Here is a 22,109-nt window from a genome sequence, read left to right on the forward strand (position 1 = left end):
CGTTCCCCCTCAGACCGGCTCGCGCAGCACGCGCGGCACCTTGAATTCGACCCGTTCCACCGCGGTCTCGACCTGTTCGACCGTCACGTCGAAACGCGCGCCGAAGGCGTCGAGCACCTCGCGGACCAGAACCTCGGGGGCAGAGGCGCCGGCGGTGATGCCGACCGACCCAGCACCCTGAAGCGCCCGCCAGTCGATGTCGACGGCGCGCTGGACGAGTTGGGAATAGCTGCAGCCGGCCCGCGCCCCGACCTCGACCAACCGGCGGGAGTTCGAGGAATTGGGCGCTCCGATCACCAGGATCGCATCGACCAGTGGCGCCATCGCTTTCACCGCTTCCTGGCGGTTCGTGGTGGCATAGCAGATGTCTTCCTTGTGCGGACCGACGATTGCGGGAAACCGTGCGACAAGGGCCGCCACCACCTCGGCGGTGTCGTCGATCGACAGTGTCGTCTGGGTGACATAGGCAAGCCGCGCGGGATCGCGCACGGCCAGTCGCGCCACATCCTCGGGCCGTTCTACCAGCAGCACGTCTCCGGGGGGCAGTTGGCCCATGGTGCCGATGGTCTCGGGGTGGCCGGCGTGGCCGATCATGACAATCTGCAGCCCCGCCTCGGCGTGGCGCTCGGCCTCGATATGGACCTTGCTGACCAGCGGGCAGGTGGCGTCGACATAGATCATCTGGCGTCGCTCGGCCTCGGCCGGAACCGCCTTTGGCACGCCATGTGCCGAAAAGATCACCGGCCGGTCCGGCGGGCAGTCGTCGAGTTCCTCGACGAATACCGCACCCTTGGCCTTGAGCCCTTCGACGACAAAGCGGTTGTGGACGATCTCGTGGCGGACATAGACCGGCGCGCCCCATTTTTCGAGCGCCATCTCGACGATCTTGATGGCCCGGTCGACTCCGGCGCAAAAGCCGCGGGGCGCGGCAAGATAGAGTATCAGGGGTGGTTTGGTCATCGGCAGCCTCCGGAGCCAGAGGTAAGGGGCCGATGCCGCGAGGTCCAGCAGGATTTGGGCGAAGGAAATAGGGCAGGGCGCCGCGTCCGGGCGGCTCGACTTAACCGCGCGAGCGACCGCCGATCCCTGCCGGCGCTGCCCCGAAAAGAAAACTGGCCCGCAGAGCCTGCGAGCCAGTATCGATTGCGATCAAGCAGATGCGATCAGTCGCGGACAAGCGCCTCGGTCTCGGCGTGGTGTTCCGGACGCGGTTCGCGCGGCGGCCGGCCGATCACGTCCTTCAACTCGTCGAGTTCGATGAAGTTGTCGGCTTGCCGGCGGAGTTCGTCGGCGATCATCGGAGGCTGGCTGCGAATGGTCGAGACCACCGAGACGCGCACGCCCGACCGCTGCAAGCTTTCGACCAGCGGACGGAAATCGCCATCGCCCGAGAACAGCACGATGTGATCGACCCGCGGCGCCAGTTCCATGGCATCGACCGTCAGCTCGATGTCCATGTTGCCTTTCACCTTTCGGCGGCCCTGGCTGTCGATGTATTCCTTGGCGGGTTTGGTCACCATGGAGAACCCGTTGTAGTGCAGCCAGTCCACCAGCGGGCGAATCGGAGAATAGTCGTCATTCTCTAGAAGAGCCGTATAGTAAAATGCCCGCAGCAACTTGCCGCGCCGCATGAACTCCTGACGAAGAAGCTTGTAGTCGATGTCGAAACCCAGGGCCTTTGCGGCCGCGTATAGGTTCGATCCATCGATAAAGAGCGCAAGTCGCTCATCCCTGTAGAACATCAATTAACCTTTCGGTATTCACTGCCCGTGCTGAGAGTGGTCGGATGTGAGTGGTTGGGTCAGATTGTCGAGTGGGCAGTGCGCGAAAAATAAGGAAAATCACCCATGTCCCAATATATAACACGTCATAATTGCGATACAAAGTGCATACTCGGCATTGGGTCAAATCTGGCTGGAGACTTCGGCGGACTGACGCCGATAGTTGTTGCCGCATGTGATGAAATTCATGCAGAAATAGGTCAAATTGTTTCTGCAAGTCGGTTGTTCAGCACACCATCTTTCCCGCCCGGAACCGGACCTGATTACGTTAATGCTGCATTGATCCTGTCCACGAGTTTGCCCGCAGAAGACCTGCTGGGACGCTTGCACAAAATCGAACAGCGCTTCGCGAGGGTGCGGAACCGGCGGTGGTCGGCTCGAACTCTCGACCTCGACTTGCTCGATTTTGGCGGAATAATCCAGCCCGATCTTGCAGTATGGACCTATTGGCACGATCTCGCGCCCGAAGAACAGGCGCGGCTGGCGCCGGATCGCTTGATTTTGCCCCATCCGCGCATTCAGGACCGTGCCTTCGTGCTGGTTCCGCTTGCCGATATCGCGCCGGACTGGGTACACCCGATCCTTGGACGCAGCGTCATGCAGATGCTGCAGGACTTGCCCGCCGATGACATTTCCGCCATTCATGCTCTTGACAGTCCCGCAAGCCTTGCACTCCCCGGCGCAGGACGATAAATAGCGCTCTCCCACCCTTGCCAGGATTGGAGTTTCCTAATGGCCCGCGTAACGGTCGAAGATTGCGTTGACAAGGTTCCGAACCGGTTCGAACTGGTCATGCTTGCCGCCCATCGGGCGCGCGAGATCGGATCGGGTGCCGCAATCACGCTCGACCGAGACAACGACAAGAACCCGGTAGTTTCGCTGCGCGAGATCGCCGAGGAAACCCAGAGCGCCGATGATCTGCGCGAACGCATGATCGAGTCTCTGCAGACCCAGATCGAGGTCGACGAGCCTGAAGAGGACTCGATGGCGCTGTTGATGGGGGCCGAAACGCCCGATCGACCGTCCGATGACGATATGGACGAGGAAAAGATGTTGCGCGCCTTGATGGAAGCGCAGGAGTCTCGCTGACCACAGCGAGAGAGAGCCGGCGCGAATGATCGACGTTGAAGACCTTATCGCGCTGGTCACTGCCTATAATCCGCGCAGCGACACCGGCAAGATCCGCGAGGCCTATGCTTTCGGAAACGAAATGCATGAAGGCCAGATGCGGCATTCGGGTGAGTCCTATTTCACCCATCCGGTGGCCGTTGCGGCGCTTCTGACCGAAATGCGGCTGGACGATGCGACAATCGTCACGGCACTGCTGCACGACACGGTCGAGGATACCCGCGCAAGCTACACCGACATTGCCGAACGCTTCGGCACCGACGTGGCCGAGCTTGTCGATGGCGTCACCAAGCTGACCAATCTTCAACTCGGTTCGACCGAGACCAAGCAGGCGGAGAATTTCCGCAAGCTTTTCATCGCCATGTCGCGCGACCTTCGGGTGATCCTGGTCAAGCTTGCAGACCGTCTGCACAACATGCGGACGATCAAGTACCAAAGCCCCGACAAACAGGCCAAGAAATCCCGCGAGACGATGGAGATCTTTGCGCCGCTCGCCGGGCGCATGGGCATGCAATGGATGCGCGAGGAACTCGAGGACCTCGCCTTCCGGGTGCTGAACCCCGAGGGCCGCGCCTCGATCATCCGCCGTTTCATCACGCTGCAGCGCGAGACCGGCGATGTGATCCACAAGATCACCGCCGATGTGCGCGCCGAGCTTGACCGGCTGGGGATCGAGGCCGAGGTTTTCGGCCGCGCCAAGAAGCCCTATTCGATCTGGCGCAAGATGCAGGAAAAGGGGCAGGGGTTCTCGCGGCTTTCCGACATCTACGGCTTCCGCATCATCACCGAAAACGAGCTGGATTGCTATCTGGTGCTCGGCGCCATGCACCAGCGCTGGAAGGCGGTGCCGGGCCGGTTCAAGGATTATATCAGCCAGCCGAAGTCGAACGGCTATCGCTCGATCCACACCACGGTTTCGGGCCGCGACGGCAAGCAGGTCGAAATCCAGATCCGCACCCGGCAGATGCACGAGGTGGCCGAGGCGGGCGTCGCTGCACACTGGTCCTATCGCGACGGCGTCCGGGCCGAAAACCCCTTTGCGGTCGATCCGGCGCGCTGGATCAGTTCGCTGTCGGAACGCTTCAACGACAGCGACAACGCGGAATTTCTCGAGCACATGAAGCTCGAGATGTACTCCGACCAAGTGTTCTGCTTCACGCCAAAGGGCGATGTGGTCAAGCTGCCCAAGGGCGCGACCCCGCTCGATTATGCCTATAACATCCACACCCGCATCGGCGAAAGCTGCGTCGGGGCCAAGATCGACGGTGTCCGGGTGCCGCTCTGGACCCGGCTCAAGAACGGCCAGTCGGTCGAGATCATCACCGCCGAGGGGCAGCGCCCGCAGGCGACCTGGCTCGACATCGTGGTCACGGGGCGGGCGAAATCGGCGATCCGGCGGTCACTGCGCGAAGAGGATCGCGAACGCTACATCCGCCTCGGTCAGGAACTGGCGCGGGTTGCCTTCGATCACATTGGCAAACGCTCGTCGCAGAAGGCGCTGAGGACCGCAGCACGCCGGCTTGGTGTCGAGGATACCGACGAGCTGCTGGCGCGTCTCGGCAGCGCCGAGCTGTCGGCTCGCGAGGTCGTGAATACGCTCTATCCCGAGCTTGCCGCGCGCGAGGGCGAAGAGGTCGATGCCGCCCGCGCCGTGCTTGGCCTCGACGCCGACCAGACCTCCACCCGCGGCGCCTGCTGCCAACCGGTGCCGGGCGAACGTATCATTGGTATTACCCAGCGAGGGCAAGGGGTTATCGTCCACGCCATCGACTGCCCGACGCTCGTCGAATACGAAGACCAGCCCGAGCGCTGGGTCGATCTGCACTGGCATTCGGGTCGCCATGCGGCGGCTTATGCGGTGACGCTCGAACTGACGATCAGCAACGACGCCGGTGTCCTGGGGCGAATCTGTACATTGATTGGCGAACAGAAGGCGAATATTGCGGACCTGCAATTCGTCGACCGAAAGCCCGATTTCTTCCGGCTCCGGATCGACGTGGAGCTACGGGACATGGAGCACCTGCACATGGTCATGACCGCGCTCGAGGCGGACAACGATGTTGCAGAAGTCGCGCGAGTGCGAAACGCAGTGCACAGGCCCTGATCAGGGCGGATCGACAGGGGAACGCAGGCCTTGGTCTTCAAACGCAGAGACAGGCGCAGCTGGAAGCGGATCATCGTAGAATCCGTCTGGCCGCGCGGCGGTTGGGGGCGGGCGGCGCTCTATTTCAAGCACCGTCTGGGGCGTCTGCCGGACCGGCCGCACCGGATTGCGCGCGGCATCTTCGCCGGGGTCTTCGTCTCGTTCACGCCGTTCTATGGCCTGCATTTCCTGACCGCGTTCATCATGGCACGGATCGTCGGGGGCAATCTGCTTGCGGCCCTGACCGCCACCTTCGTCGGTAACCCGATCACCTTCCCCTTCATCGCCGCGATCAGCCTCAAGACCGGCTACTGGATCCTCGGGCTGGAACCCGATCCGCTGGTGCGCCACCATCTCGAGAACGAGTTTCCAAAGGGGATGAACACCAGCCTGATCCAGAAGTTCTCGGGCGCCTTTGGCGATCTCTACCACAATTTCGGCACCGTCTTTACCGGCGATCCGGCACATTGGCAGCGGCTCGAGATCTTCTATCATCAGGTCTTCCTGCCGTTTCTGGTCGGCGGGATCATCCCCGGATTCATCGCCGGCTGCATCGCCTACAAGATCGCCCTGCCGATCATTACCGCTTATCAGAACCGGCGGCAGAAGATGCTGGAGAAGAAGCTGGCCGAGATCCGCGCCGCCGCGGTCGCGAAACGCGCCAAGCCCGAACACTGAATCACGGCGCGCCGCAAGGCGCCGAGCCGGACACGTCGCTGGCGCTAGCATGGGCTTCGCCCGCGTCGGACCTTCTGATCAGGTAAACCTGTTGTCCCGCGGGAACCCGTGCGGCGGCGCCTTGCCGACGCCCGCCCGCTTGCCGATCCAGGGGCTCAGGTCGGTCTCGCGCCGGGTCTGGCCGTTCGGCATCTGCCAGCTCAGCCCCTGTTCCATGGCAAAGGTGCGGATGTCCGACAGCCCGCCGTCGAGTTCGAGAACGCCCTGCTTGCCGCGGGCCATGTTGTATTTCTGCAGCCGGACGCCCTTGCCGCGGGTCATCTCAGGCAGTTCCTCCAGCGGGAAGACCAGGAACTTGCGGTTCTTCGAGATGATCGCGACATGGTCGCCATCGACCGGGATGCAGGCCGCCGCCACGGTCTTGTCGCGGACGTTCAGCACCTGCTTGCCCGAGCGGGTCTGTGCCAGCACCTCGTCGGCGGGCACGACAAAGCCGTCGCCGGCGCTCGATGCGACCAGCAGCCTGTCGCCCGGCCGATGGATCCGCAGCGTCACGATCTCGGCCTCGTTCGGCAGATCGACGATCAGGCGCACGGGTTCGCCCATCCCGCGGCCGCCGGGCAGGGTTGCCGCGGACAGCGTATAGAACCGGCCGTTCGAGCCGAAAATCAGCAGCTTGTCGGTCGTTTCGCCGTGGAACACGAACCGCGCCTCGTCGCCATCCTTGTATTTGAGATCGCTGTCGAGCGGCAGGTGCCCCTTCATCGCCCGGATCCAGCCCATCTTCGAGCAGACGATCGTCACGGGCTCGCGGTCGATCATCGCCTCAAGCGGCACCTCGGCCACCTCGCGGGCTTCGGAAAATGCGGTCCGCCTTGCTCCGCCCACGGCCTTCTTGCCGAATTTCGTGCGGATCTCGCGAAGCTCGCTGGCGATCCGGTCCCATTGCAGCCCGTCGTCGTCGAGCAGGTCTTGCAGCCCGGCGCGCTCTTCCATCAGTGCGGACTGTTCTGCCAGCAGCTCGATTTCCTCCAGCCGTCGCAACGACCGCAGCCGCATGTTCAGGATCGCCTCGGCCTGCACATCCGAAAGCGAGCCATCCTCGCCATCGCGCAGCGGGGCGGGCGGCACATAATCGGCCTCGGAATTCGCCCTTACGAAGTCGCCGCCCCAGCGTTCGCGCATCAGCGCGTCCTTCGGGGCCTCGTCATAGCGGATGATGTCGATCACCCGGTCGAGGTTGAGGAAGGCAATGATGAAGCCTTCCAGCACCTCAAGGCGATGGTCGATCTTTTCCATCCGATGCTCGGAGCGGCGCCGCAGCACCTCGCGCCGGTGGTCGAGGAAGGCGCGCAGCACTTCCTTGAGCGAGCAGACCTTGGGCGTGCGCCCGTCGATCAGCACGTTCATGTTCATCGCGAACCGGGTTTCCAGGTCGGAATTTCGGAAGATCGAGGCCATCAGCACCTCGGCGTCGACATTGCGCGACCGCGGCTCCAGCACGATCCGGATGTCCTCGGCGCTCTCGTCGCGGACATCAGCAAGAATCGGCAGTTTCTTCAACTGGATCAGTTCGGCCAGCTTCTCGATCAGCTTCGATTTCGGCACCTGATAGGGGATCTCGGTCACCACGACCTGCCACTGGCCGCGGCCAAGATCCTCGATCTCCCACTTGGCCCGGATGCGGAAGCTGCCGCGCCCGGTGCGATAGGCCTCGGCGATGTTCTCGGGCGGTTCGACGATCACGCCGCCGGTCGGAAAATCGGGGCCGGGCACGAACTGCAACAGCGTGTCGTCGCGGGCATCGGGCGACTTGATCAGATGCAGGCAAGCGCCGATCAACTCGTCGAGGTTGTGGGGCGGGATATTGGTCGCCATGCCCACCGCGATGCCGCTCGACCCGTTGGCCAGCAGGTTGGGGTAGGCTGCCGGCATCACCTCGGGTTCGGTCAGGGTGCCGTCGTAGTTGTCGCGGAAATTGACCGCGTTCTCGGCCAGCCCCTCCATCAGCGCCTCGGCCGCCGCGGTCAGGCGGGCCTCGGTGTAGCGGCTGGCGGCCGGGTTGTCGCCGTCGATATTGCCGAAATTGCCCTGACCGTCGACCAGCGGGTAGCGGATCACGAAATCCTGCGCCAGCCGCGCCATGGCGTCATAGATCGCGGCATCGCCATGGGGGTGATAGTTGCCCATCACGTCGCCCGAGATCTTGGCCGACTTGCGGAAGGCGCTGGTGGCGCCGAGCCTGAGTTCGCGCATCGCAAAAAGGATCCGGCGATGCACCGGCTTCAGCCCGTCGCGGGCATCGGGCAGCGCCCGGTGCATGATCGTCGACAGCGCATAGGTCAGATAGCGTTCGCCGATCGCCTTGCGCAGCGGCTCGGGCGTTTCTGCGGACTCCGATTTAGGCGTGTCGGGATCGTCGTTCATGGAGCGTGTCTATCCAAGCACCCGTGCCGGAACAAGCGCTTCCGGGCGAGCGGCGGCTGGTCAAAACCGGTAGGGTTCATGATAGCATTCGAAAAGTTCATGAAACGGTGCCGATTCTTTCTGGGTTTGCGTCGGGAGACGATTCGATGCTGGGACGCTATGTGGCGGGAACGGTGCTGATCCTCGGTGTGGCCATGCTGCTCGCACCGGACGCGCCGACTGACAGACTATCGACCGGAAAACCGGCCGCGCCGCGCCCGGCCGCCGAGAAGGTGGCGGAGAGGGCGGCAGAGAAGCTTCCCGCGCCCGTGGCGGTGCCCGAGACCGCAAGTTCCGCCCCGGCCGCGCCCCAATCGGCAGAGACCGCGGCGCCTGTCGCCCGAAACGTGCCGGACGCCGTGCCGGATCCGCTGCCGGAGACCGGGACCCAGAGCGCGGTCGAGGCCGCAGTGATCGAGGCCATGGGCCTCGACATGGCCGATTCCGTGCCGTCGCTGGCAGACCCGGCAAGCTTTGCCACGACCCTTGCGCCGGGGATTGCCGCCGCCCCGCAAACCGAAGCCGGATCCACGGCTGCCCCCGTGGCCGATCCCGCGGGCGAACGGATGTTTGTCACCGCGACGCGGGTCAATGTCCGCGCCGGCCCCTCGACCGATTTCCAGGTGGTGGGGGCCATCGACTATGGCGATCCGGTCGATGTCCTGTCGCGTGAGGGTGGAAACTGGGTCCAGATCCGCTTTGCTGGCGGCGAAAGCGGCTATGTCTCGCGCCGGTTCCTGGCCGCGGATCTGACCGGCGGCTGACCCTTGCGCCCGGAACGGCGAGGCGCGAAGAGAAGGCGCCCTTGCAGGAGGTTTCCGACGTGGCGCAACGTTCCATTCTGATCACAGGCTGTTCCTCGGGGATCGGCAATGCCGCGGCCCACGGGCTGCGCGACCGCGGATGGCGGGTCTTTGCCAGTTGCCGGCAAGAGGCCGACGCCGAGCGTCTGCGCGGCGAGGGGTTCGAAAGCCTGCGGCTCGATTATACCGATACAGCCAGCATCCATGCGGCGCTGGCCGAGGTGCTGTCGCGCACCGGCGGGACGCTGGACGCGCTTTACAACAACGGGGCCCATGGCCTGCCGGGGGCGGTCGAGGATCTGCCGACCGACGCCCTGCGCGCCACCTTCGAGGCGAACTTTTTCGGCTGGCACGAACTGACCCGGGCGGCGATCCCGGCGATGCGGGCGCAAGGGCACGGCAGGATCGTCAACTGCTCGTCGGTGCTGGGCTTTGTCCCCTACAAGTGGCGCGCGGCCTATACCGCCACCAAATACGCGCTCGAAGGGCTGACGGACACGTTGCGGCTCGAGATGTCGGATACGCCGATCAAGGTGATCCTGATCGAACCGGGCCCGATCCGCAGCAACATCCGCAAGAACTCCATCGTCCATTTCGAACGCTGGATCGACTGGCAGGCCTCGCCGCGCGCAGATCAATACCGCGAGACCTTGCTCAAGCGGCTCTACGACGATCCGGCGCGCGACCGGTTCGAAAAGGGACCCGAGGCTGTGGTGAAGAAACTCGTCCATGCGCTCGAATCCCGCAATCCGCAGCCACGCTATCTGGTGACCACGCCGACCCATGTGATGGCGGCGCTGCGCCGGCTGCTGCCGACGCGCGCACTCGATGCGCTGATCCGGATGGGGTAAGGGGGCTTCGCATTCTGTCCCGCCGCCTGTAGGCTCGGGCAACGCCCCGGTCCGGGGCATTCTGGGGGAACACCATGCTGCACGATCCGCTGTTCATCCTTGTCGCGGCGGCCGTTCTGGTCGTGTTGTTCATCCTGCTCACCGGCATCACGGGTTTTGCCCGCGGCGGCGATTTCAACCGCAAGCATGCCAACCGGATCATGCGCTATCGTATTGCGGCCCAGTTCGTTGCGGTGCTGCTGATCCTGCTGTTCGTTTATCTGCGCGGAAGGAGCTGACCTTGGTCGTCCTCAACAAGATCTATACCCGTACCGGCGACGCCGGGCAGACCGCCCTTGGCAACGGTGCCCGGGTGCCGAAGCAGGCGCTGCGGGTCGAGGCCTATGGCACGGTCGATGAATGCAACGCCACGCTGGGCCTTGCGCGGCTGCATGCGACGGGGTCGATGGCCGGGCGGCTGGCGGCGATCCAGAACGATCTGTTCGATCTGGGCGCCGATCTCTGCCGGCCCGAGATGGCAAAGGATGCCGACGCCGAATATCCGCCGCTGCGCATGGTCGCGAGCCAGGTCGAGCGGCTCGAGTCCGAGATCGACGAGATGAATGCAGACCTCAGCCCGCTGCGCAGCTTCATCCTGCCCGGCGGCACCCCGTTGGCGGCGCATCTGCACCTGTGCCGCACGGTCTGCCGGCGGGCCGAACGGCTGGCGGTGGCTCTGGCGGGCGAAGAGGCTGTGAACCCGGTCGCGGTGACCTACCTCAACAGGCTGTCCGACTGGTTCTTCGTCGCCGGTCGGGTCGCCAATGGCGGTGGAACGGCCGATATCCTGTGGGTTCCGGGCGCGCATCGCTAGGCGCGCATCCAACGCAAGGCCTGTCAGAAAACGCTGCGTTCCGAACGCTGCGGCGCGTCGCTTTGGCTCTGTTGCAGCGCGGCATGCTCCGATAAGTCATGGTCGGATGGAGTAGGAACGAAACAGCCGGCCGCCGACGACACGGTGCAAGCCGGCATGAATGGAGGCTCACGTATGAAGATCCTTGTGCCCGTCAAGCGGGTGATCGATTACAACGTGAAGGTCCGGGTGAAGTCGGACGGGAGCGGTGTCGATCTTGCGAATGTGAAGATGTCGATGAACCCCTTCGACGAGATTGCCGTCGAAGAGGCGATCCGTCTGAAGGAAAAGGGTGTCGCGACCGAAATCGTTGCAGTGTCGATCGGCGTCAAGCAAGCGCAGGAAACACTGCGCACGGCGCTTGCCATGGGGGCGGACCGGGCGATCCTGGTCGAGGCGACGGACGATGTGACGACCGATATCGAACCGCTGGCGGTGGCGAAGATCCTCAAGGGGATCGTCGAGGCAGAGGCGCCGGGGCTGGTGCTGTGCGGCAAGCAGGCGATCGACAACGACATGAACGCGACGGGCCAGATGCTGGCCGCGCTGCTTGGCTGGGCCCAGGCGACCTTTGCCAGCGAGCTGACCGTCGAAGGCGACAGCGCGCTTGTCACCCGCGAGGTCGATGGCGGGCTGCAGACCATCAAGGTCGCGCTGCCGGCAATCGTGACGGTGGACCTGCGGCTGAACGAACCGCGCTATGCCAGCCTGCCGAACATCATGAAGGCCAAGAAAAAGCCGCTCGATATCAAGACGCCGGCCGACTTCGGCGTCGATACCGCGCCGCGGCTCGAGGTCGTGAAGACCGCAGAGCCCGCGACGCGCAAGGCGGGCGTCATGGTCGGGTCGGTCGACGAACTGATCGCGAAACTCAAGGACGAGGCGGGGGTGCTCTGATGGCGGTTCTTCTTCTGGCCGAAGTGACGAATGGCGAACTGTCGCGCGATGCAACCGCCAAGGCGGTGACGGCGGCGGCGCTACTGGGCGAGGTGACGGTTCTCTGTGCCGGGGCCTCTGCGGCGGCAGCGGGCGAGGCCGCGGCGAAGATCGCGGGCGTCTCGAAGGTGCTGGTGGCCGAGGATGCGTCCCTGGGCCATCGTCTGGCCGAGGCGACCGCGGCGTTGATCGTCGGGCTTGCCGGCGATTACAGCCACATTGTGGCGCCGGCGACGACGGATGCCAAGAACATCCTGCCGCGGGTTGCGGCGCTTCTCGATGTCATGGTGATCTCGGACATTTCGGCCGTGATCGACGCCGACACGTTCGAGCGCCCGATCTATGCCGGCAATGCGGTCCAGACCGTGCGCTCGACAGACAGCGTGAAGGTCGCCACCATCCGCACCTCGACCTTCGAGGCGGCGGGCGAGGGCGGGCCGGCCCCGGTCGAGGCGATTGCGGGCAGCTCGGCCCAGGCGCTCAGCCAATGGGTCGAGGACACGGTCGCGGCTTCGGACCGCCCCGAACTGACCGCCGCCAAGGTGGTGGTCTCGGGCGGCCGCGGTGTCGGTTCGGAAGAGAACTTCGCACTGATCGAGGCGCTGGCCGACAAGCTTGGCGCCGCGGTCGGTGCCTCGCGCGCGGCCGTCGATTCAGGCTTTGCCCCGAACGACTGGCAGGTCGGGCAGACCGGCAAGGTGGTGGCCCCCGAGCTTTACATCGCCGTCGGCATCTCGGGTGCGATCCAGCATCTTGCGGGGATGAAGGACAGCAAGGTCATCGTCGCGATCAACAAAGACGAGGAAGCCCCGATCTTCCAGGTCGCCGATTACGGCCTTGTCGCGGACCTGTTCCAGGTGCTGCCGGAACTGACCGAAAAGCTCTGAGCCTGCTTTGACGCTGAATACGAAAGGCCCGGTCCAGGCGACCGGGCCTTTTGCTGTCACGCTGGCGCAATGTCCGTGGCGGCCCCCGGGGCTAGCTCAGATGGCGCGCGATCACCGGGGCGAGCCGCCTGGCCACGATCTGGTGAACCGCGACCCCCGGGGTCTGTGCCGCCGCCGGGGCGTCGAGATCCGGAAACACCATGCAGCGCGTGCAGCGGATGCAGGTGGTCGGGCCGGGCACAACCTCGACAAGATCGTCGATCTCGGTCTGCAGCGCCTTGAGCATGGGACGGCTCACGAACAGGGGATCGGCATCGAGCCTGTCGGCCGATCCCGTTTCAGGGGCGTGGTCCGACAGCCACAGCACCACCCTGGGCGCCTCGATCCGACGCAACAGCCGGCGCATCCGCCGGACCCAGAGGGCCTGCAACTCCTCCACCAGCGCCGCGAACCGTTCGGGCGCCAGATCATGCAGCGCGCGGACCAGATGCCCGGTGAAGGCGAAGTCGGTGAAGTCGACCTCGGGGAAGCGCGCCCGCATTTCGGGCGAGGCCGCGACAAATCGGTCGTTGCGGCGCGGATGAACCGAATAGAAACGGTTCGAGCCATAATGTGCGCCCATGACCTGGATCACCGCGGCCTGCCCGCGCCTTGCGATTGAAAGGATCGTCGGATCGCCAAGGTAGACATCCGTCCCGGCATTGATGCAGCCAAGGTTCACGGTCTCGCAGCCCAAAGCCTGTTCCAGCAGATCGGGAAAGGGACGGCGCAGGAACTTTCCATAGGTCTCGGTTCCGCCAAGAAACGCCACATATCGGCCGGTCAGGTCCTTGCGCGGACCGCGCAACACCAGTTTCGAGCTGCCATACCGGCAGGGCCGATAGTCGAGGGCCTCGCCCCAGCGACGCTCGAAAGCCATCCCACCACCCATAATTCCCATCACACCCGAAGGACATGCTGGCGGCGGCGTCTTGCCAATTTCCTAATCGGCGCGGTCTTTAAACACTCGGGTCGAGACGATTTTTAGCGGTTGGCCAAAGCTGCTCTCACTTGGATATCTCGCGGCTGCAGCATATGGTCTTGGCGAATGAAGCGTCCGCTGAGGTGGGAACCATGGAAATCAAGACTGTAGGTATCGTCGGCGCCGGACAGATGGGCAACGGCATTGCCCATGTCTTTGCCATGTCCGGCTATGAGGTCAAGCTGACCGACATCAGCCAGGACGCGCTCGACCGCGGTCTGGCCGTGATCCTCAAGAACCTCGAACGTCAGGTCAGCCGCGAGAAGATCTCGGCCGAGGAGCGGGACGCGACCATGGGGCGGATCTCGACCACGCTGAGCCTGATCGACATCGGACCCTCGGATCTGATCATCGAGGCCGCCTCGGAGCGGGAAACCATCAAGACCGCGATCTTCGAGGATCTGCAGCCACATCTGAAGCCGACGACGATCCTGACCTCGAACACTTCCTCGATCTCGATCACCCGTCTGGCAAGCCGCACCGACCGGCCCGAGAAGTTCATGGGGCTGCATTTCATGAACCCGGTTCCGGTGATGAAGCTGGTCGAGCTGATCCGCGGCATAGCGACCGATGATCCGACCTATCAACTGATGCTGAAGGTGGTGGACAGCATCGGCAAGACCGCCGCAAGCGCCGAGGATTTTCCGGCCTTCATCGTCAACCGCATCCTGCTGCCGATGATCAACGAGGCGGTCTATACGCTCTACGAGGGGGTCGGAAACGTGAAGTCGATCGACCTGTCGCTGAAACTCGGCGCCGGTCACCCGATGGGGCCGCTGGAACTGGCCGATTTCATCGGGCTCGACACCTGCCTTGCGATCATGAACGTGCTGCACGACGGGCTGGCGGACACCAAGTACCGGCCCTGTCCGCTGCTGACCAAATATGTCGAGGCCGGCTGGCTGGGCCGCAAGTCCGGCCGCGGATTCTATGACTATCGCGGCGAGACCCCGGTTCCGACACGCTGAACGCCTCGCGCGGGTCCATCGGGGGGCAGGGGGCGCCGCCCCCGTCGCGGCGGGCCGCGACTCCCCCGGGATATTTTCGAACAGAAGAAATGGTTCGCGGAGGGTGCAGAGCCACGCCGGTTCCCTCGAGGGGGCGGCTTGTCAGGCGTCGCGGAGCGCCAGGGTGCGCTCGCGCAGCCAGGCCATGAAGCCGCGCGGGTTGTTCGACCAGGAGCGGATTTCGGCAGGGTCGAACACCTGTCCCACCACCGGCGCCTGCGGTTTGTTGAGGGCGTGCACCACCTCGTAGAGCAGCAGCCCCTGGCGCAGGGTCGCCGAGACCCGGTTGGCGATCTGGTACGCGCGCGAATTCTGTCCCGGAAAGAAGATCGGCAGTACGGCGGCGCCGGAGCGCTGGATCATCTTGGCGGTGAAGGGGTTCCAGTCGCGTTCGACCGGCGGGCCGAACAGGGTTTCGGAGGCGGCGACCACGCCCGAGGGGAACAGCACGACGCAGCCGCCGTCGCCGAGATGCTCCATCGCGGTGCGCCGCATCGCCAGGTTCTGTTTCTGCGCGTCCTGTTCATGGGCGAAGGGCACCGGGATCATGAACTGGTCGATCTCGCCGACGCCGGTCAGCAGCGAGCGGGTCAGGATTTTGTAGTCGGTGCGCCGCCGGCCGATCAGTTCGGCCAGCACCATGCCGTCGACGAGGCCGTGCGGATGGTTGGCGACGACGACGAGCGGGCCCTCGCGCGGGATCCGGGCGATCTGGGCGGGCGGGGTCTGAAGCGCGATCCCCATCACCTCGAGCGCCTGGTTCCAGAACGGCTGGCCCTGAGGCACGCCCATCGATTCAAAGCGGCGGATCAGCCGCAGCAGGTGCATCTTGCCGGTCAGAAACTCCATCGCATGGATGGTCGCGACCTGAAGCGGGTTCTCGAACGTGTTGGCGTAGGACAGGCGGCGCCGGTCATAGCTCTGGCCCGACAGGTTTGCCCCGTCGCCCTGACCGCGCAGATGTCCTGGGTGCCGGTGCAGGAGCGCAGGCCGGGGCTGAGTCGAGTCCACCACGTTTCCAGGTCTCCTCGCCGCTTGGTCCTACATTCCCTCGCCGAACCGGTCCGCGACAAGATCGGCCAGAGCCTTGGCAAGCTCCAGCGCTTGCGGCCCGCGGGTCTCGACCTCAATAGTGGTTCCGCGGGAGGCTGCCAACATCAAAAGCCCCATGATGCTGTCGCCCGAGGCGTCAAGCCCGTCCTTGGTCACGGTGGCCGAGGCGTCGAAGCCTTCGACCGTCTCGACAAATTTGGCCGAGGCGCGGGCGTGCAGGCCCTTTTCGTTGACGATCTCGAGCCGCTGCACGATGGCCTTGCTCATGCGTCGGTCTTTCCGGGGATTCCGTCAAAGCAGTTGATGTACTTGCGCCCTGCGAGCAGTGCGGTGTCGACCGCATCCTGGACCGACATCTGACGTGACTTTGCCAGCTTGATCAGCATCGGCAGGTTCGCCCCGTACAGGATCTTGCGGTCGCCGCTGTTGCAGGCGCTGAGCGAGAGGTTCGAGGGCGAGCCGCCGAACATGTCGGTTACCACCACCACCCCGTCACCGGTATCGACCGAATTGGCGGCCTCGAAGATCTCGGCCTGCTTGCTCTTGCGGTCGTGTTCGGGAGCGATCGCTATTGCCCGCATGCCCACCTGTTTCCCCACGACATGCTCGACCGCGGCCAGGTATTCCCTTGCCAGGCCGCCATGCGCGACGATCACGATCCCGATCACCCCGTCGTCTCCGATCTGCTGGCGCCGCCGTCGGTGGCGGCGCGTCGCTCAAGTTCCCGGTGCCTAGTTGACACTTGCCAACCGGCGTCTGCAAGTGTCTTCCCCAGCCGCTCGGCCAACGTCACCGAACGGTGTTGCCCGCCGGTACAACCGAAGCCGATCGAGAGGTGCGATTTGCCTTCGTCGACATAGGCCGGCAGCAGCAGTCGGGTCAGATCGAGCACCTTGTCGAAGAAAGCGTCGTAGAGCGGGTCGGCCGCGACATAGGCTGCAACCTCGGGCGAAAGGCCGGACAGCGGGCGCAGCGCCGGCTCCCAATAGGGGTTTCTCAGGAACCGGCAGTCGAAGACCATGTCGGTGCCGTGCGGCAGCCCGCGCTTGTAGGAAAACGATTGCACCGAGACGGCCAGTCGCGGCCCGGTCGACAGATCGAACCAGCCGGTGATGGCGGCCTTCAACTCGTGGACGGTCAGCTCGGAGGTGTCGATGACGATGTCGGCGCGGCCCCGGATCGGTTGCAGAAGGTCGAACTCGCGGGCGATGCCAACGCCGGGCGCCTCGGCCGGTGCCATCGGATGGCGTCGCCGGGTTTCGGAATAACGCCGCAGCAGCACATCGGCGCTGCAGTCGAGATAGAGCAGATCGACCCGGTCGCCGGCCAGCCGCTCGACCAGATTGAGGCAGGCCTCGGTCGAGAAGTCACGATTGCGCGGATCGATTCCGAGGGCAAGCGCAGGGCCATGCTGAGGCCCCTCGAGCAGCCGCGGGATCAGGCTGAGCGGCAGGTTGTCGATGACCTCATAGCCCAGATCCTCGAGCGCGCGGATCGCGGTGCTGCGTCCCGCGCCCGATGGGCCGGTGACCAAAACGATCCGCGGTGCCGGAGCCTGGCGGCCGGTGAGGGGCCGGTCGTCGTTCATGGAATCTCCCGCCGTTGAAGCAGGCATTGAAGGATGGCGCCGGTTGAATGTCCAGCGGGAGGACGAAAAAGCACGGGAATCGTCTTTCCGAGCAGGTCGATGTTGCGCAACGGCGGCAGCCGGTCGGGTTCGGGCCGGTCGAGGTCGAGCGCGAGGGTGACTTCGGCGCGGGCCCGGTAGGGCAGGCGCAGCAGCCCGACGTGGCGTGCCTCGATCAGCCCGGCGATGGGCGCGGGGGGCTCGGCCCAGAGCTGGCCGCCCTGGTACCGGATCCGGGTCCGGTCGTCGGCCACAAGCACTGCCCCGAGCGCGATCAGATCGAGCGCCAACGCCGATTTCCCGCTGCCCGACCGGCCAAGGATCAGCAGGCCGCGACCCTGCAGAGCGACACAGCCGGCATGAAGGATCGTGCTGCGCTCTGGCCCCGGCTCGGGCGGGCTCATGGCCGGCCCCGGGTCACAACGGCAATCCGACGACAAAACGCGCCCCGAGCGGTTCCGAGGTGATGTCGGCGTCGGTCGGGCGAATGTTCTCGGCCCAGATCACGCCGCCATGGGCCTCGACGATCTGTTTCGAGATCGCAAGCCCGAGGCCCGAATGATCGCCGAACTGGCCCGCCGGGCGTTCTGAGTAGAATCGCTCGAAGATCTTGCTCAGCGCCGCTTCGGGAATGCCGGGACCGGTGTCTTCGAAAACCGCCAGCACCCGAGCGCCACGGCGCCGGACCCAGATCCGCACCGCATCGCCCTCGTCGCAGAGGCTGAGCGCATTGGTGATCAGGTTGACGAAGACCTGCGCCAGCCGCGCCTCGAGCCCGAGGATCTCGATCCGGCCCTCCGGCAGGTCGGTGATGAACCGGATGCCGCGGCGGGAGGCCTCTTCGGCATGATGCCTGGCCAGATTGCCCAGCAGCGCCAGCAGATCGAACCGCTCCTCTTCCTCCTTCACCAGCTCGCTGTCGAGCCGCGAGGCGTTCGAGATGTCGCTGACCAGCCGGTCGAGGCGGCGCACGTCGTGTTCGATCACCTCCAGCAGCTTTTCACGCTGGTCCTCGCGCTGCGCCACCCGCATCGTGCCCACGGCCGAGCGCAGAGAGGCGAGCGGATTCTTGATTTCATGGGCCACATCGGCGGCAAATTGTTCGTTGGCGTCGATCCGGTCATAGAGTGCGCCAACCATGCCGCGCAGCGCCCCCGAGAGCCGGCCGACCTCGTCATGGCGGGCGGTCAGGTCGGGGATCCTCACCCGCGCAGGCGGCAACCGGCGGGCATCGGGTTCGCGGCCGTTCTCGGCGGCACGGGCGAGATCCGACAGCGGTTTGGCGATGGTCGAGGCCAGCAACAGGCTGAGGCCGATCGAGACCAGGATCGCAAAGATCACCATCTTCAACACATCCTGACGCTGTTCCCGCACCAGGCGGTCGATCTCGCCCGCGGCCGAGACGACGGCTACGACGCCTGCGACCCGGCCATCGCGCAGCAGCGGCTGCGCCACGGCAAGCTGGATCTCGCCCGTTGCGTCGGTGCCGCTTGCCGAGACCAAACCGCCGGTGCCGACGCGAGGGGCCAGCCGGCCGGCGAGGCTCGTGGCGTCGATGTCGCAGAAATCCGTCCGATCCGGTACGAGCCGGTGCAAGAGGCGTTGCCGAAGTCCGCCCGAAGGCTCGGTGCAACCGGTCGCGGGCCGCGGCCCCGACGCGTCCGGCGGCGCAGTCGTGGCGGCGGTGGTGGCCACCAGCCGGCCACCCCCCGGCGCATAGACAAAGACCTGGACCCCGGGCGACAGGCTCAGTTCCTCCAGCGTCTCCGCCACGATCCGGTCGGGATCGCCGGTGCCGTTTGTCTGCGGATCGGAACCCCGGAGCGTGAGGATGTCGGCGATCAGGGCCGCTTCGGTGTGCAGCCCCTGCAGCCGCAGGGTCGCGAGGCTTTCGCGAAACGGATTGGCATAAAGCATGCCGGCAACGAGAATCAGCAGTCCCAGAAGGTTGAAGACGACGATCTTGCGGGCGAGCGGCGAGCCGTTGAACAGCGCATGCCCGCGACGGCGCAGACCGGGCCCGGCGAGCGGCTCTTGCGCGCCGTCCTCCGGCGCCGCCCAGCCGGGCGTCCGGCGCGATCCCGCGTCGCTGCTGGAACTCTGCACCTGCCCGGGTGTCCTTCGATTCTGAGATCAGTCCTCGTTGTACCGGTAGCCGATACCATAGAGCGTCTCGATTGCAGAGAAACCGCAGTCGATGGCGCGCATTTTCTTTCGCAGCCGCTTGATGTGGCTGTCGATGGTGCGGTCATCGACATAGACCCGTTCGTCATAGGCGACGTCCATCAGCTGCTCCCGGCTTTTGACGAAGCCGGGGTGGATGGCCAGCGCATGCAGCAGCAGGAATTCGGTCACTGTCAGCGACACGACCTGATCCTTCCAGGTCACCGAATGGCGCAGCGGGTCCATCCGCAGCGGGCCGCGTTCGATCGTCTGGGCGGACTCGGCCGTGCCGAAGGGATCGGCGGCACACAGGTCCTGCCGGCGCAGCAGGGTGCGGATCCGTTCGACCAGCAGGCGTTGCGAGAACGGCTTCTTGACATAGTCGTCAGCGCCCAGACGCAGCCCCAGGACCTCGTCGATCTCGTCGTCCTTCGAGGTCAGGAAAATGACCGGCATCGTGCTTTTCAGGCGCAGGCGCTGCAACAGGTCCATGCCGTCCATGCGCGGCATCTTTATGTCGAGGATGGCAAGGTCCGGCATCTGCCGGTTGAAACCGTCGAGCGCCGACTGGCCGTCATTGTAGGTCTCGACCTCAAAGCCCTCGGCCTCGAGCGTCATGGCGACCGAGGTCAGGATATTGCGATCGTCATCCACCAGTGCGATGCGCGACATGGGCCTTTCCTCATCCCGCTTGAAATGGGCGCTTCGGCAACTTCTCCCGCGTTCGGATACCGGAATCAACGTGCGAAGCGAATCAATTCCGGATCGTTCCCCTAGGGAATGTTGAAATGGGAAAGGAATGAATAACGTTTGCCGAAATTCGGTCCAAAATCGGTTTGGACCCATGCAGTGACAGAAAACCCGACAGTCAGACAGGGAAACTGCGACTTGGTAGCGCTAAAATGCGCTTTGTGTCTCAGTGTCAAACCGGGCGTCAGGTTGGTATACGGTTGGCGCCGGGCCAGGGTGGTTCGGGCTGGCAGGCGTTGCGCCCGCCATCGAACAAGATACGGAGCGACCGCCGCAAAGCGGACGCAGGAGCGATCATATGACAATCGGACGTGTGAACCCGGCACAACGCCTGGAAGACCAAGGCATCACTGGACTCGGCAACGTCTATTACAACCTGCTTGTATCCCAACTGATGGAACACGCCGTTAAGAACGACGAGGGCAAGATCGGCCTCGGCGGCACCATTCTGGTTGATACCGGCAAGTTTACCGGCCGCTCGCCCCAGGATAAACACGTGGTGCGCGACGAGGTCACCGAAGACACCATCTGGTGGGAAAACAACCGGCCGATGACGCCCGAGGGATTTGCCAACCTCAAGGCCGACATGCTGGAATACATGAAGGGCAAGGACTATTTCGTCGAGGATCTCTACGGCGGCGCAAGCCTCGATCACCGTCTGAACTGCCGGATGATCACCGAGATGGCCTGGCACGGGATCTTCATGCGCCACATGCTGCGCCGTCCGGCGCGGGTCGAGCTTGATACCTTCATGCCCGAACTGACCGTCATCAACATCCCGTCGTTCAAGGCCGATCCGGCCCGCCACGGCTGCCGGACCGACACGGTCATCGCGCTCAACATCAAGGAAAAGCTGATCCTTGTCGCCAACACCGAATATGCTGGCGAAAACAAGAAGTCGGTGTTCACCTGGCTGAACTACCTGCTGCCCGGCAAAGGCGTGATGGCGATGCACTGCTCGGCCAACCATGCCGTTGGCAAGCCCGAGGATGCGGCCGTGTTCTTCGGTCTGTCGGGCACCGGCAAGACGACGCTGTCGGCTGACCCCAACCGCGTGCTGATCGGCGACGACGAACATGGCTGGGACGACAAGGGCATCTTCAACTTCGAAGGTGGCTGCTACGCCAAGACGATCAACCTGTCGGCCGATGCAGAACCCGAGATCTATGCCACGACCACGAAGTTCGGCACCGTCATCGAGAACATGGTCTATGACGAAGACACGTTGAAGCTCGACTTCGACGATGACAGCCTGACGCCGAACATGCGCTGCGCCTATCCGCTGTTCTACATCGACAACGCCTCGCCGACCGGCGTTGCGGGTCATCCGAAGAACGTCATCATGCTGACCTGCGATGCCTTCGGCGTTCTGCCGCCGATCGCAAAGCTGAGCCCCGAGCAGGCGATGTACCACTTCCTGTCGGGCTTCACCTCGAAGGTGGCCGGGACCGAGCGTGGCGTGACCGAGCCGCAGCCGACCTTCTCGACCTGCTTTGGCGCCCCCTTCATGCCGCGTCGTCCGGAAGTCTACGGCGATCTGCTGATGAAGAAGATCCACGATTCGGGTGCAACCTGCTGGCTGGTCAACACAGGCTGGTCGGGCGGAGCCTATGGCGTCGGTTCGCGGATGCCGATCAAGGCGACCCGTGGTCTGCTGTCGGCCGCACTCGACGGCACGCTGAAGACTGTTGCCTTCCAGAAGGACCCGTTCTTCGGCTTCGACGTTCCGGTCGAAGTGCCGGGGATCGATACCGATCTGCTGCATCCGAAGACCACCTGGAAGGACAAGGAAGCCTATGACGCCCAGGCCCAGAAGCTGGTCGGCATGTTCCAGAAGAACTTCGAACAATATGTGCCCTACGTCTCCGATGCGGTGAAGGCCGTCGCCATCGGCTGACCGCGGACATGGCCGGGTGCGATGCG

General features: G+C 64.5%; 23 protein-coding genes. 12 read left to right on the forward strand and 11 right to left on the reverse strand.

All coding sequences use genetic code 11. The annotated features are described in order from the left end of the window. Positions 1–9: 9 nt before the first annotated feature. Both ispH and DQG17_RS02900 read right to left on the reverse strand, forming a co-directional pair. Complete coding sequence (gene ispH / locus DQG17_RS02895) at positions 10–960, reverse strand: 4-hydroxy-3-methylbut-2-enyl diphosphate reductase (RefSeq protein WP_116131273.1); 951 nt, start codon at positions 958–960, stop codon at positions 10–12. A gap of 203 nt (positions 961–1,163) precedes the next feature. Further along, positions 1,164–1,742 (reverse strand): NYN domain-containing protein, encoded by a 579-nt coding sequence (locus DQG17_RS02900; RefSeq protein WP_116131274.1) that lies wholly within the window; start codon positions 1,740–1,742, stop codon positions 1,164–1,166. A gap of 105 nt (positions 1,743–1,847) precedes the next feature. On the opposite strand from DQG17_RS02900, the gene folK reads away from it, so the two are divergent. Genes folK through DQG17_RS02920 form a run of 4 tightly spaced genes read left to right on the forward strand, consistent with a single transcriptional unit; the run spans position 1,848 to position 5,730 of the window. Next, on the forward strand, positions 1,848–2,474 hold the full coding sequence (gene folK / locus DQG17_RS02905) for a 2-amino-4-hydroxy-6-hydroxymethyldihydropteridine diphosphokinase (RefSeq protein ID WP_116131275.1): 627 nt from the start codon (positions 1,848–1,850) through the stop codon (positions 2,472–2,474). A gap of 39 nt (positions 2,475–2,513) precedes the next feature. Further along, positions 2,514–2,870, forward strand: a complete 357-nt coding sequence (gene rpoZ, locus DQG17_RS02910; RefSeq protein ID WP_116131276.1) for a DNA-directed RNA polymerase subunit omega — start codon at positions 2,514–2,516, stop codon at positions 2,868–2,870. 25 nt (positions 2,871–2,895) lie between these two features. Continuing rightward, positions 2,896–5,013: a bifunctional (p)ppGpp synthetase/guanosine-3',5'-bis(diphosphate) 3'-pyrophosphohydrolase gene (locus DQG17_RS02915; RefSeq protein WP_116131277.1), complete on the forward strand. Its 2,118-nt coding sequence runs from the start codon at positions 2,896–2,898 to the stop codon at positions 5,011–5,013. 30 nt (positions 5,014–5,043) lie between these two features. Next, entirely contained in the window at positions 5,044–5,730 is a 687-nt protein-coding gene (locus DQG17_RS02920; protein WP_116131278.1) for a DUF2062 domain-containing protein, read from the forward strand. 78 nt (positions 5,731–5,808) lie between these two features. Here DQG17_RS02920 and DQG17_RS02925 read toward each other — a convergent pair whose 3' ends face one another. Further along, positions 5,809–8,157, reverse strand: coding sequence for a DNA topoisomerase IV subunit A (locus DQG17_RS02925; protein WP_116131279.1), 2,349 nt, complete (start codon positions 8,155–8,157; stop codon positions 5,809–5,811). A gap of 146 nt (positions 8,158–8,303) precedes the next feature. Here DQG17_RS02925 and DQG17_RS02930 point away from each other — a divergent pair, with 146 nt between their 5' ends. From DQG17_RS02930 to DQG17_RS02955, 6 genes are all read left to right on the forward strand, one after another. Further along, positions 8,304–8,960, forward strand: a complete 657-nt coding sequence (locus tag DQG17_RS02930) for an SH3 domain-containing protein (protein WP_116131280.1) — start codon at positions 8,304–8,306, stop codon at positions 8,958–8,960. Between the two features lie 59 nt (positions 8,961–9,019). Continuing rightward, complete coding sequence (locus DQG17_RS02935) at positions 9,020–9,850, forward strand: SDR family oxidoreductase (protein WP_116132553.1); 831 nt, start codon at positions 9,020–9,022, stop codon at positions 9,848–9,850. A gap of 74 nt (positions 9,851–9,924) precedes the next feature. Then, on the forward strand, positions 9,925–10,128 hold the full coding sequence (locus tag DQG17_RS02940; protein WP_116131281.1) for a twin transmembrane helix small protein: 204 nt from the start codon (positions 9,925–9,927) through the stop codon (positions 10,126–10,128). Positions 10,129–10,130: 2 nt separating this feature from the next. Next, positions 10,131–10,703: a cob(I)yrinic acid a,c-diamide adenosyltransferase gene (locus tag DQG17_RS02945; RefSeq protein ID WP_116131282.1), complete on the forward strand. Its 573-nt coding sequence runs from the start codon at positions 10,131–10,133 to the stop codon at positions 10,701–10,703. A gap of 174 nt (positions 10,704–10,877) precedes the next feature. Beyond that, positions 10,878–11,639: an electron transfer flavoprotein subunit beta/FixA family protein gene (locus DQG17_RS02950; RefSeq protein ID WP_116131283.1), complete on the forward strand. Its 762-nt coding sequence runs from the start codon at positions 10,878–10,880 to the stop codon at positions 11,637–11,639. Beyond that, complete coding sequence (locus DQG17_RS02955) at positions 11,639–12,565, forward strand: FAD-binding protein (protein ID WP_116131284.1); 927 nt, start codon at positions 11,639–11,641, stop codon at positions 12,563–12,565. The genes DQG17_RS02950 and DQG17_RS02955 overlap by 1 nt, the downstream gene beginning before the upstream one ends. Before the next feature lie 91 nt (positions 12,566–12,656). Here the strand turns inward: DQG17_RS02955 and DQG17_RS02960 are convergent, their stop codons facing one another. Next, positions 12,657–13,484 (reverse strand): DUF6473 family protein, encoded by an 828-nt coding sequence (locus tag DQG17_RS02960; protein WP_116131285.1) that lies wholly within the window; start codon positions 13,482–13,484, stop codon positions 12,657–12,659. Between the two features lie 194 nt (positions 13,485–13,678). On the opposite strand from DQG17_RS02960, the gene DQG17_RS02965 reads away from it, so the two are divergent. Beyond that, positions 13,679–14,554 carry a 3-hydroxybutyryl-CoA dehydrogenase gene (locus tag DQG17_RS02965; RefSeq protein ID WP_116131286.1) on the forward strand — a complete coding sequence of 292 codons (876 nt, stop codon included), beginning with the start codon at positions 13,679–13,681 and terminating at the stop codon, positions 14,552–14,554. Positions 14,555–14,695: 141 nt separating this feature from the next. Here DQG17_RS02965 and DQG17_RS02970 read toward each other — a convergent pair whose 3' ends face one another. From DQG17_RS02970 to DQG17_RS03000, 7 genes are read right to left on the reverse strand one after another with little or no spacing between them, the layout of a single operon-like run. Continuing rightward, positions 14,696–15,607, reverse strand: a complete 912-nt coding sequence (locus DQG17_RS02970) for a lysophospholipid acyltransferase family protein (protein ID WP_369907972.1) — start codon at positions 15,605–15,607, stop codon at positions 14,696–14,698. A 27-nt stretch (positions 15,608–15,634) separates the two neighbouring features. After that, the gene (locus DQG17_RS02975; RefSeq protein WP_116131287.1) at positions 15,635–15,913 is read right to left on the reverse strand and encodes an HPr family phosphocarrier protein; all 279 of its coding nucleotides are present in this window, start codon (positions 15,911–15,913) and stop codon (positions 15,635–15,637) included. Next, the gene (locus DQG17_RS02980) at positions 15,910–16,314 is read right to left on the reverse strand and encodes a PTS sugar transporter subunit IIA (RefSeq protein WP_116131288.1); all 405 of its coding nucleotides are present in this window, start codon (positions 16,312–16,314) and stop codon (positions 15,910–15,912) included. The genes DQG17_RS02975 and DQG17_RS02980 overlap by 4 nt, the downstream gene beginning before the upstream one ends. Continuing rightward, the gene (rapZ, locus tag DQG17_RS02985) at positions 16,311–17,234 is read right to left on the reverse strand and encodes an RNase adapter RapZ (RefSeq protein ID WP_232829304.1); all 924 of its coding nucleotides are present in this window, start codon (positions 17,232–17,234) and stop codon (positions 16,311–16,313) included. Before rapZ ends, DQG17_RS02980 begins: the two co-directional genes overlap by 4 nt. Further along, entirely contained in the window at positions 17,231–17,677 is a 447-nt protein-coding gene (locus tag DQG17_RS02990) for an HPr kinase/phosphorylase (protein WP_116131290.1), read from the reverse strand. Before DQG17_RS02990 ends, rapZ begins: the two co-directional genes overlap by 4 nt. Positions 17,678–17,690: 13 nt before the next feature. Further along, entirely contained in the window at positions 17,691–19,379 is a 1,689-nt protein-coding gene (locus tag DQG17_RS02995) for a sensor histidine kinase (protein WP_116131291.1), read from the reverse strand. Between the two features lie 27 nt (positions 19,380–19,406). After that, positions 19,407–20,108, reverse strand: coding sequence for a response regulator transcription factor (locus DQG17_RS03000; protein ID WP_116131292.1), 702 nt, complete (start codon positions 20,106–20,108; stop codon positions 19,407–19,409). Positions 20,109–20,484: 376 nt separating this feature from the next. Here DQG17_RS03000 and DQG17_RS03005 point away from each other — a divergent pair, with 376 nt between their 5' ends. Further along, on the forward strand, positions 20,485–22,083 hold the full coding sequence (locus DQG17_RS03005) for a phosphoenolpyruvate carboxykinase (protein ID WP_116131293.1): 1,599 nt from the start codon (positions 20,485–20,487) through the stop codon (positions 22,081–22,083). The last annotated feature ends 26 nt before the right edge of the window (positions 22,084–22,109 follow it).

It is taken from the genome of Tropicimonas sp. IMCC34043 (assembly GCF_003390845.1).
Lineage (GTDB): Bacteria > Pseudomonadota > Alphaproteobacteria > Rhodobacterales > Rhodobacteraceae > Tropicimonas.

Excerpts from the sequence above, each read along its gene's own strand:
- ispH (WP_116131273.1), bottom strand. The coding sequence starts at position 960 with ATGACCAAACCACCCCTGATACTCTATCTTGCCGCGCCCCGCGGCTTT.
- DQG17_RS02900 (WP_116131274.1), bottom strand. The coding sequence starts at position 1,742 with ATGTTCTACAGGGATGAGCGACTTGCGCTCTTTATCGATGGATCGAAC.
- folK (WP_116131275.1), top strand. The coding sequence starts at position 1,848 with ATGTCCCAATATATAACACGTCATAATTGCGATACAAAGTGCATACTC.
- rpoZ (WP_116131276.1), top strand. The coding sequence starts at position 2,514 with ATGGCCCGCGTAACGGTCGAAGATTGCGTTGACAAGGTTCCGAACCGG.
- DQG17_RS02915 (WP_116131277.1), top strand. The coding sequence starts at position 2,896 with ATGATCGACGTTGAAGACCTTATCGCGCTGGTCACTGCCTATAATCCG.
- DQG17_RS02925 (WP_116131279.1), bottom strand. The coding sequence starts at position 8,157 with ATGAACGACGATCCCGACACGCCTAAATCGGAGTCCGCAGAAACGCCC.
- DQG17_RS02930 (WP_116131280.1), top strand. The coding sequence starts at position 8,304 with ATGCTGGGACGCTATGTGGCGGGAACGGTGCTGATCCTCGGTGTGGCC.
- DQG17_RS02940 (WP_116131281.1), top strand. The coding sequence starts at position 9,925 with ATGCTGCACGATCCGCTGTTCATCCTTGTCGCGGCGGCCGTTCTGGTC.
- DQG17_RS02950 (WP_116131283.1), top strand. The coding sequence starts at position 10,878 with ATGAAGATCCTTGTGCCCGTCAAGCGGGTGATCGATTACAACGTGAAG.
- DQG17_RS02955 (WP_116131284.1), top strand. The coding sequence starts at position 11,639 with ATGGCGGTTCTTCTTCTGGCCGAAGTGACGAATGGCGAACTGTCGCGC.
- DQG17_RS02960 (WP_116131285.1), bottom strand. The coding sequence starts at position 13,484 with ATGGCTTTCGAGCGTCGCTGGGGCGAGGCCCTCGACTATCGGCCCTGC.
- DQG17_RS02965 (WP_116131286.1), top strand. The coding sequence starts at position 13,679 with ATGGAAATCAAGACTGTAGGTATCGTCGGCGCCGGACAGATGGGCAAC.
- DQG17_RS02975 (WP_116131287.1), bottom strand. The coding sequence starts at position 15,913 with ATGAGCAAGGCCATCGTGCAGCGGCTCGAGATCGTCAACGAAAAGGGC.
- rapZ (WP_232829304.1), bottom strand. The coding sequence starts at position 17,234 with ATGAACGACGACCGGCCCCTCACCGGCCGCCAGGCTCCGGCACCGCGG.
- DQG17_RS02990 (WP_116131290.1), bottom strand. The coding sequence starts at position 17,677 with ATGAGCCCGCCCGAGCCGGGGCCAGAGCGCAGCACGATCCTTCATGCC.
- DQG17_RS03000 (WP_116131292.1), bottom strand. The coding sequence starts at position 20,108 with ATGTCGCGCATCGCACTGGTGGATGACGATCGCAATATCCTGACCTCG.
- DQG17_RS03005 (WP_116131293.1), top strand. The coding sequence starts at position 20,485 with ATGACAATCGGACGTGTGAACCCGGCACAACGCCTGGAAGACCAAGGC.